Source organism: Rhodopseudomonas sp. B29, assembly GCF_000333455.1.
In the GTDB taxonomy this organism is placed as follows: domain Bacteria; phylum Pseudomonadota; class Alphaproteobacteria; order Rhizobiales; family Xanthobacteraceae; genus Rhodopseudomonas.
Genome location: NZ_BADD01000639.1, coordinates 1 through 8,836 on the forward strand (window position 1 = coordinate 1; position 8,836 = coordinate 8,836).

General features: G+C 66.2%; 8 protein-coding genes and 2 pseudogenes. 6 read left to right on the forward strand and 4 right to left on the reverse strand.

The window, feature by feature from the left end; genetic code table 11:
* On the forward strand, positions 1 to 477 hold a 477-nt coding region (locus I5M_RS23020), incomplete at its 5' end, for an extracellular solute-binding protein (RefSeq protein WP_022723555.1).
* Between the two features lie 162 nt (positions 478 to 639).
* Here I5M_RS23020 and I5M_RS23025 read toward each other — a convergent pair.
* Together I5M_RS23025 and I5M_RS30435 are read right to left on the reverse strand one after the other, a co-directional pair.
* On the reverse strand, positions 640 to 2,016 hold the full coding sequence (locus I5M_RS23025) for an ATP-binding protein (RefSeq protein WP_022723556.1): 1,377 nt from the start codon (positions 2,014 to 2,016) through the stop codon (positions 640 to 642).
* Positions 2,013 to 2,676: pseudogene (locus I5M_RS30435) on the reverse strand (response regulator transcription factor). The gene I5M_RS23025 and the pseudogene I5M_RS30435 overlap by 4 nt, the downstream one beginning before the upstream one ends.
* 195 nt (positions 2,677 to 2,871) lie before the next feature.
* Between I5M_RS30435 and I5M_RS33220 the strand changes: the two are divergent.
* The 4 genes and pseudogenes from I5M_RS33220 to I5M_RS23050 all read left to right on the forward strand — a co-directional run bounded on the left by I5M_RS33220 (position 2,872) and on the right by I5M_RS23050 (position 6,205).
* Positions 2,872 to 3,390 (forward strand): hypothetical protein, encoded by a 519-nt coding sequence (locus I5M_RS33220; protein WP_210161627.1) that lies wholly within the window; start codon positions 2,872 to 2,874, stop codon positions 3,388 to 3,390.
* 367 nt (positions 3,391 to 3,757) lie between these two features.
* Positions 3,758 to 4,363 (forward strand): annotated as a pseudogene (locus I5M_RS34285) (MFS transporter); the annotation flags it as partial.
* 124 nt (positions 4,364 to 4,487) lie between these two features.
* Positions 4,488 to 4,949 carry a hypothetical protein gene (locus I5M_RS34290; RefSeq protein ID WP_022723559.1) on the forward strand — a complete coding sequence of 154 codons (462 nt, stop codon included), beginning with the start codon at positions 4,488 to 4,490 and terminating at the stop codon, positions 4,947 to 4,949.
* A complete protein-coding gene (locus I5M_RS23050; protein ID WP_022723560.1) occupies positions 4,949 to 6,205 on the forward strand; it encodes an arsenic transporter in 1,257 nt (418 codons plus the stop codon). The genes I5M_RS34290 and I5M_RS23050 overlap by 1 nt, the downstream gene beginning before the upstream one ends.
* Before the next feature lie 185 nt (positions 6,206 to 6,390).
* On the opposite strand, the gene I5M_RS33865 is transcribed toward I5M_RS23050, so the two are convergent.
* Together I5M_RS33865 and I5M_RS30450 are read right to left on the reverse strand one after the other, a co-directional pair.
* Positions 6,391 to 6,717 (reverse strand): ATP-binding protein, encoded by a 327-nt coding sequence (locus tag I5M_RS33865; protein WP_244432074.1) that lies wholly within the window; start codon positions 6,715 to 6,717, stop codon positions 6,391 to 6,393.
* Entirely contained in the window at positions 6,671 to 7,876 is a 1,206-nt protein-coding gene (locus I5M_RS30450; RefSeq protein WP_244432075.1) for a hypothetical protein, read from the reverse strand. The genes I5M_RS33865 and I5M_RS30450 overlap by 47 nt, the downstream gene beginning before the upstream one ends.
* A 316-nt stretch (positions 7,877 to 8,192) precedes the next feature.
* Between I5M_RS30450 and I5M_RS23060 the strand changes: the two genes are divergently transcribed.
* Positions 8,193 to 8,836, forward strand: a 644-nt coding sequence (locus I5M_RS23060) for a DEAD/DEAH box helicase (RefSeq protein WP_031337359.1), incomplete at its 3' end; no start/stop codon positions are given.

The following is an 8,836-nucleotide window of genomic DNA, read 5'->3' on the forward strand; positions in this document are numbered from 1 at the left end:
GGCGGGGTCACAGGTCGCCCCTATGTGCGCAAGTTCCACTCGTCGGAGTATCCGATCGCGCTCGCCACCGGCGAAATCTGCCTCGTCGTCGGTTGGTCCGGCGACATCAAGCAGGCGCAGGCGCGCGCCGCGGAATCGAACAACGGCGTGCAGATCGGCTACGCCATCCCCAAGCAGGGCGCGCAGATGTTCTTCGACAATCTGGCGATCCCGGCGGACGCGACCAATGTCGCCGAGGCCTACGAGCTGATCAATTTCCTCTATCGCCCCGAGATCGCGGCGCGCAATTCCGACTTCCTGTCCTACGCCAACGGCAACAAGGCCAGCCAGGAATTCATCAATCCGCGCGTCCTGAGCGACAAGACGATCTATCCGGATGCCGACATGCAGGCCCGGCTGTTCGTCATCACCGCCCGCGAAGCAGCCACTCAGCGCATTATCAATCGGTTGTGGACGCGGGTGAAGACGGGGCGGTGAAAAACACTGGACCTCATCCTGAGGAGCCCGGCGGAGCCGGGCGTCTCGAAGGATGGGCCACGCGTCCGCGGCGCATGGTTCGAGACGGCGCTACGCGCCTCCTCACCATGAGGTTCTCCTTGTTGAAAGGGCTTGCATCGTTGGTTCTGATGCAGCGCTTCTCTAAGCGGCCGGCAGTCTGATTTCGACGCGCAAGCCGCCGAGCGGAGAGCGGCTCAGCGTCAGCGCTCCGGCATAAAGCTCTGCGAGTTCGCGGGTGATCGACAGCCCGAAGCCGAAACCCGGCGCGCTCTCATCGAGTCGGCGGCCGGCCTGGACCGCATTGGACATCTGCTCGGGCGACAGTCCGGGGCCGTCATCGTCGATCGTCAGCACGATGCTTCGGCCGTCGGCGCGCGCTTCGATCTTGATCCTGGAGCGACACCAGCCGAAGGCGTTCTCGAGCACGTTGCCGAGCATCTCGTCGACATCCTGCTGTTCGCAGGCGACCGCCGTGGTCGATGGGATGCGCTGATCGGTTGCGACGGCTTTGTCCGCATTCACCTTGCCGAGCACCAGGATGAGGTCTGCAACGCGCGGCGCCAGCACAGTGCGGGCACGGACCGGTCCACCGAGCGCGGCGGACCGCGCGCGTCCGAGGTGATGCCGGATGCGGCGATCCATCAGCACGACGAGGCTCTGCATGTCGTCCGCGCCCGGCGCATCCTTGCGGAGCGCGATCGACAAGGTCGCCAATGGTGTCTTCAGTCCGTGCGCCAGATTTGACACATGGCGGCGCGCGCGCTCGAGATTGGCGGCGTTCTCGCCGAGGAGCGCGTTCAGTTCATCGGCGAGCGGCTGCAGCTCGCGCGGCTGCGCCTCCGGTACACGGTCCCAGCTGCCGGCGCGCACTTCGGCAATAGCGCGGCGCAAGCTCTCCAGCGGTCGCAATCCAAGTCGGACCTGCAGCAGCATCGCGCCGATCAGCGCGGTGCCGAGCACAGCGAGCGAAATCGCCAGCGTGCGCATGGCTTCGCCGAGCGGCCCGAGCACGGCCTCGCGTGGTGCCGAAGCGACGATGGTGACGGGGCGGCCGGAGATCGTCAGTGTTGCGATCCGATAGTGCAGCATCCGATTGTCCGGCCCGATTCCGTCGGCCGGCGCGGGGGGGTCCTTCGGCGGCTCGGGCGCATCAGGAGGCGGCGGAGGAGGTGGGGGCCGATCGCCTATATCGGGCGGTGTGAGATCGGCGCCGCGGAGCGAGTTCGACCGCAATACGTTATCAGGCCCGTTGACCGTCCAGTACCAGCCGCGCCGTGGGCGATCGAATGGCGGCCCATCGGCGGTGCCGGAAAGCCTCAGCTGTCCGTTTTGACTGACCTGTAGCATCGACGCCAGGAAGCCGATCTGGGCATCCAGCCGCTGATCAATCTGGCCTTGCACGAAGCGATGAAGGACAAACGAGATCAGGATCGCAGCGATGACCAGCGCTGCGGCGATGAATGCGCCTGCCGCGATCAGCAAGCGCCGGCCGAGCGAAGCCGTCGCGCGCGTCGTCATAGCCCTGCGGTGAGTTTGTAGCCGCGGCCGCGTTCGGTCACGATCATCGTCTTGCCGATCTTCTTGCGAAGCCGCGCCACGATCACTTCGAGGGAATTGGAGTCGGCGGCGACGTCGCCTTCATAGACCTTTTCGGGACAATGACCGCGCTCGACGACGGTTTTCCTTGCGCATGATCAGGCATTCGAGCACGCGCCACTCGAACGCGGTGAGTTTCAACGGAGGCCCGTCGAGTTCGAACTGCCCGGCCGAGGCTTCGAACGTCAGAGGCCCGCAGGTGATCCGGGAGGCCGCAAAACCCGAGGCGCGGCGGACCAGCGCGCGCAGCCGCATCACCAATTCCTCGACGCGGAACGGCTTGGTGAGATAATCGTCTGCGCCGGCCTTGAAGCCGTCGACTTTGTCGGTCCAGCCATCGCGCGCGGTGAGGATCAGCACCGGAAAAAGTCGTTGGTGCTTGCGCCAGGACTGCAGAACCTCGACACCCGGGATCTTGGGTAGTCCGAGGTCGAGGACCGCCGCATCATAGGCTTCGGTTTCGCCGAGGTGCTGACCGTCTTCGCCGGTCGCCGCGAGGTCGACCACGAAGTTTTCTTCCCTGAGGGCGCGGGCGAGTTCTTTCGCCAGCATCGCATCATCTTCGACCAAAAGTATTTTCATACGCCTGAACTACGTTCCCGAGCTGAACTCAAGCTGAACGGAACGGTTCAGGCTGGATTTGGCCGGCTAGTTTAGCGTGGCGCCATCCTCACTAACGAGAGATGGACCATGACTGACACTGATACTCCAAATCCGAACTCCTCCCTTCCGACGCGCCGGTTCGGTCGGCCCCGTAGTTTGTTCGGCGGAATTGCGTTGGCGACGCTGGTCGTCGGCGCGGCTGCGGGTGCGGGCGGCATGAAACTCGCGCAGAACTGGCAGACGCAGCCAGTGATGCTGCTGCAACCGGCTCCGATCGATCGGATGCAGCCCGGGCAACCGGTCGCGGTGAAGGGCAATGTCGCCGAGATCTTCGGTAACAAGTTCATTCTCGACGACGGCCACGGTCGTGCGCTGATCGACCTCGGGCCGCGCGGCGAGGATCTCGAGGTCGTCACCAAAGGTGAGACGGTGAGCGTGCAGGGCGTGTTCGATCGCGGCGTCGTGCGGGCTCAGATCGTGTCGCATGCCGACGGCCGCAACCAGGCCTTCGGTCCTCCCGGCCCGCCGCCACCTCCGCCTCCGCCGCCTGGCCGCGCCGAGGCGCCGCCGCCGCCACCGCCCGGTGCACCCCCGCCGCCGCGCGCCGATGCCGGCCCGCCGCCGCCTCCACCTCCGGCCCCGGCGCGGGCAGACGCTCCTCCTCCGCCGCCTCCGGCTCCGCGGGCGCCGTGAGCTGACACGAGATCAGCTCGGCCGAACTACGCGTGCGCGCAGTGTTTGCGCGCACGCGGTCCGTCGCCTGCTGCCTTGCGTTGCAAAAAGAATAGTTTCGCGTTCGGAACTACGTGCTCGGGGCTTTGATTATCCGGCCGGGGAAACTTGTGGGATCACTAAGACGAATGTCGTTGGTAATCGTCCGCCGCGTTCGTGCCGCTGGCGTGCCGATCCACGACTCGGCGCCGGCCGTATTGCCAGCGTTGTCCTTTTGCCCGCGTCATCAATCTTATCTCGAAATTCTGAGGTCTCCGTGACAGCCACGTCGCCCCATCAGCAGCGCGCGCTGCGTCCGTTGCTCGCGCTGAACTTTTTCATGGCCGACATGCAGGCCGGGATCGGCCCATTCCTCGGCGTGTTCCTGCTGGCGCATGGCTGGCAGAGCGGCTGGATCGGCACAGTGATGACCGCGGGCGGCGTCGCCGGCATGCTGATGACCACGCCGGCCGGCGCGCTGATCGACGCGACGCGCAGCAAGAAGCTGTTCGTCATCATTCCTGGCATCTGCACCGTGCTGGCGTCGGGCATCGTGCTGCTGTCACAGGAGTTCTGGCTGGTCGCGGCCTCGCAGGTCGCGACCGCGATCGCTGGCGCGGCGATCGGCCCGGCAGTCGCCGGCATCACGCTCGGCATCGTCCGGCAGGCTGGCTTCAACCGGCAGAATGGCCGCAACCAGGCCTTCAACCACGCGGGAAATGTCGCCGGCGCCGCGCTGTCCGGCTTGCTCGGCTGGGCCTATGGCTTCACGGCGGTGTTCTGGCTGGCGGCTGCCTTCGGGGTATTGTCTATCATCTCAGTGACGATGATTCCGAGCGATGCTATCGACGACGATGCGGCGCGCGGGCTGGAGCATCGCGGCGGGGGCGACGAGAAGGTCGGCGGCTTCCGGGTGCTGTTGGAATCGAAGCCGCTCTTGATCTTGGCCGCCGCCTTGTTGTTCTTTCATCTCGGCAACGCGGCGATGCTGCCACTCTATGGTCTTGCCGTGGTCGCCGATCAGAAGGCCGATCCGGCGACCTTCGTGGCGATGACGATCGTGATCGCCCAGACGGTGAATGATCGCGACCTCGCTGGTGGCGATGCGGATGGCGGAGAAGGAAGGCTACTGGCTCGTGCTGCTGATTTCGTTTTTGGCGCTCCCACTGCGCGGTGTCATCGCGGCCTGGATGCTGAACAAGACCGGCGTGTACCCGGTGCAGATCCTCGACGGCGTCGGCGCCGGCCTGCAGAGCGTGGCCGTGCCCGGGCTGGTGGCGCGCATCCTCAGCGGCACCGGACGGGTCAATGCCGGGCAGGGCGCGGTGATGACCGTGCAGGGCGTCGGCGCGTCGCTGAGCCCGGCGATCGGCGGCTGGATTGCACAGGAGCTAGGCTACGCGCCGATGTTCCTGATCCTCGGTGCTTTCGCGGTCGGCTCAGTGGCGCTGTGGGTCGGCTTCGCCTCGCTGCTGCGGCCGGCCTGCGCCCGAGCGCCGGGTGACCTCAACTCCGCCACGGCGAACGCGGGAGCGGCGTGATGATCACCGTCACGGCCGCGACGTGCGGCATCGCCGCGCTGGCCACGCTCGGCGTCGTGGCGCGACCGTGGAATTTGCCTGAGTACATCTGGGCCGCCGCCGGTGCGATGCTGCTTGTCGTGCTGCAACTATTGCCGTGGCAGGACGCTTTGGCTGCGGCCGGCAAAGGCCTCGACGTGTACTTCTTTCTGATCGGCATGATGCTGCTGGCAGAGGTCGCGCGCAAAGAGGGACTCTTCGACTGGCTTGCCGTACAGGCGGTGCAACAGTCGCGTCATTCGGCATCGCGGCTGTTCGCGATTGTGTATGCGGTCGGCACGCTGGTGACGATCTTTCTGTCCAACGATGCCACCGCCGTGGTGCTGACACCTGCAGTCTACGCTGCCGCGCGCGCCGCCAAGGTCGAACCGCTGCCGTATCTGCTCGTCTGCGCCTTCATCGCCAATGCGGCCAGCTTCGTACTGCCGATCTCCAATCCGGCCAACCTCGTCGTGTTCGGCGATCGCATGCCGACGCTGCTCGAATGGCTGCGCGTGTTCGCGGTGCCGTCGCTGGTCGCAATCGTCGTCACCTTCGCGCTGCTCCGCTTCAGCCAGCGCCGGCATCTGCACGGCAGCGTCGGTACCGAGTTCGAGAGCGTGCAGCTGACGCGCGGCGCGGCGATCGTCGCCTGCGGCATCGCGTTGACGGCGGTCGTCTTGCTCGGCTCGTCGGCGCTCGGCCACGACCTCGGCCTGCCGACGCTGATCTGCGGCGCTCTGGTCACCGCGATGGTGCTGCTGATCGGCCGCAAATCGCCGGTGCCTGTGATCAAGGACGTGTCGTGGTCGGTGCTGCCGTTGGTCGCCGGCCTATTCGTGCTGGTCGAAGGCCTCAATCACACCGGTCTGCTGCCGCAGCTGTCCGATCTGCTGCGCGAGCAGGCGGCCGCATCGCCGCGAGCGACTGCGTGGGGCGCTGGCCTGATCACGGCGTTCGCATCCAACCTCGTCAACAACCTGCCGATGGGCCTGATCGCAGCAACGACGACGCAGGCGGCGCACGCGTCGCATCAGATCACCGGCGCGGTGCTGATCGGCGTCGACCTCGGGCCTAATCTCTCCGTGACCGGTTCGCTCGCCACGATCCTGTGGCTGATCGCGCTCCGCCGCGAAGGTGAAAACATCGGCGCCCTCCGCTTCCTAAGCCTCGGCGCGCTGATCATGCCACCGGCGCTGGTGTTATCGTTGCTGGCGTTGATGCTGATGCCGACGTAGCTAGATTGCATTACGTCAATGTTCGTCATTCCGGGGCGCTCACGAAGTGAGCGAACCTGGAATCCATAACCCCCGTGTGAGTTGTTAGGACGAAGAGTGACAGACGCGGTGCTTCACCGCGAGTCCAGGGGCTATGGATTCCGGGTTCGCGCTTCGCGCGCCCCGGAATGACAAACGAGCGCGCGTTAATTTACCGCCGCCCGATCCGTCGGAAGCTCGATCGCAAACGCAGCACCGCCCCCCTGATCGATCAGCTCGATGGTGCCACCCAGCGTCGAGACCACGAGATTGAAGGCGATGTGCAGGCCGAGGCCGGTGTTGCCGGCTTCGCGGCTTGTGGTGAAGAACGGGTCGAAGATGCGGTCGCGCAGATCTGCCGCGATGCCGACGCCGTGGTCGGCGCAGACGATACGGACTAATTCCGGCGTCGGCTGCGACGCCGTCACTGTCAAGACGCCGCCGGTGTCACCCGGATAGGCGTGGTCGGCGGCGTTGAACGCCAAGATGCTCATCACCTGGCCGAGCGCGCCCGGATAGCTGTGCAGCACGATGCCGGACGGCGCAATGATCTCGATGGCGAGGCCTCGCCGCGATAGTAGCGGCTTCAGCTTGCCGAACGTCTGCTCCAGCCAGAGTTGCAGCTCGAAGGTTTCCTGTTGCTCGTTGGCGTGATCGACCGCCACCTGCTTGAAGGTGTGGATCATTTCGGAGGCGCGATGAAGGCTCTGCCACGTCAGCTGCAGGCCTTGTTCGAGCCGGCCGACGCCGCGAACGAGATCGGAGCGGCGGACCTGTCCGCTGTTCACCATCCGAGACAGCCCTTTGCACGTCGCCTTGCAGTGCCGTCGACGTCGTCAGCGCCAACCCGATCGGCGTGCTGACTTCATGCCCGAAACCGGCGAAAAGTTGTCCGAGCGAGGCGAGCTTCTCGGCCTGGACCAGATGCGCCTGCGCGGCCCGCAGCGCTTGTAGCGAGGCCTCCGAGCGCGCGGTCTCGCGGCGCAGCGCCTCGGTCGTCTCGAACTGACGGCGCGCCCGATATTCGCGAGCGCCGACGGCGTAGAGCGCCAGCAGGTAGGCGTTGCCGATCAGGAAGTGATTGATGAATCCGAGCCCGGTCGGCAGCGACGGCGCGATCCATTCGACGAAGGCGAAGGCCAGCCACGTGGTGACGCAGAACACCAGTAGCGTGCCGACGCGTAGCGGCAGCATGGTCGAGACGAACAGGATGACGATGATCATCCCCGCCGACGCGAAGGTGAAGCCCGACGGCAGCACCAGATACACGAATGGCAGCACGCAGCCGGGGATGACGCAATAGAGCAGCAGGATCGTCTCGGTCCAGCTCCGCGCGAAGGCGATCAGCGCCGTCAGCGGCAGCAGCACCACCACAGCGGTGCCGCCGCGGATCGCCAGCGTGATCGGCACGACCTCCGGGTACAGCACCCAGTCCCAGAAGGTGTAGCCCGCATAGGTGAGGGCGCCGAGCACCATCGCCGCCTGGGTCCACAGCAGGCTGCCGCGCACGAAGGTGTCGACGAAGCGCTGTTCGTCGTCGGCGTCTTCGAAGCGCAGGCCGATTCGCTGCATCAGCCGCGTTACCCGCTGCGACAGCGATGTGCCGCTGTCGGCGGCAGGCCGGACAAGGCTGTGACGGTCGGACGAGGACATCGGGACCACGAGGAATGTGCTTGCAACCAAAGCGTGTTCGGCCGGAGCATCTGCAGCCCGGCCGCAAGACGACCATACGCGAGGTTGTGGAATCGGGACTAGAGGTAATATCTGAAAGGTTCCGTAGATGGCGGCGCGCCGCCAGCCGGCTCGCCTGCAGCGCCGTCCTTGAGGATTGATTGGCGTTTTTGGCCGATATGGCCTAAGTGTTCCCAATCTCCCGTCATCGCCCGCCCATCGCGGCCGCGCATTGGCCGGCCCCCTGTGAGCCGCCGGGATCCCCATTCGGCGTTATCGCCCAGAAGGTTGTCTGTCCGTGCCATTTTCGAGTTCTCCCCCGCCGCTGGCGCGTGCCCTGGCGGCGCGCGACTATTCCGAGGCCACACCGGTGCAGGCCGCCGTGCTGGCGCCCGACGCCGCCGGCCGTGACCTGCTGGTGTCGGCGCAGACCGGCTCCGGCAAGACCGTCGCCTATGGCCTCGCGATCGCCCGCGAGTTACTGGCAGATGGCGAGCGCTTCGCGCCCGCCGCGGCGCCGCTGGCGCTAATCGTGGCACCGACCCGCGAGCTGGCGCTGCAGGTCCACCGCGAGCTTGGCTGGCTGTATGGCGAAGCCGGCGCCCGCGTCGTGTCCTGCGTCGGCGGCATGGACCCGCGCCGGGAGCAGCGCGAGCTGGAAGCCGGCGCCCATATTGTGGTCGGCACGCCGGGGCGGCTGTGCGATCACCTCCGCCGCCACCGGCTCGACGTCTCGCAGCTCAAGGCCGTGGTGCTCGACGAAGCCGACGAGATGCTCGATCTCGGCTTCCGCGAGGACATGGAGTTCATCCTCAAGACCACGCCGGAGAGTCGCCGCACGTTGCTGTTCTCGGCGACACTGCCGCGCGGCATCATCGCGCTGGCCAAGACCTATCAGCACGACGCATTCCGCATCGAGGTCGAAGGCCGCGAGGGCGGTCA

What these genes read in the sequence shown, in the direction of transcription:
- I5M_RS23025 (WP_022723556.1), bottom strand. Translation starts at nt 2,016, where the DNA reads ATGACGACGCGCGCGACGGCTTCGCTCGGCCGGCGCTTGCTGATCGCG.
- I5M_RS34290 (WP_022723559.1), top strand. Translation starts at nt 4,488, where the DNA reads ATGATCGCGACCTCGCTGGTGGCGATGCGGATGGCGGAGAAGGAAGGC.
- I5M_RS23050 (WP_022723560.1), top strand. Translation starts at nt 4,949, where the DNA reads ATGATCACCGTCACGGCCGCGACGTGCGGCATCGCCGCGCTGGCCACG.
- I5M_RS33865 (WP_244432074.1), bottom strand. Translation starts at nt 6,717, where the DNA reads ATGAGCATCTTGGCGTTCAACGCCGCCGACCACGCCTATCCGGGTGAC.
- I5M_RS30450 (WP_244432075.1), bottom strand. Translation starts at nt 7,876, where the DNA reads ATGTCCTCGTCCGACCGTCACAGCCTTGTCCGGCCTGCCGCCGACAGC.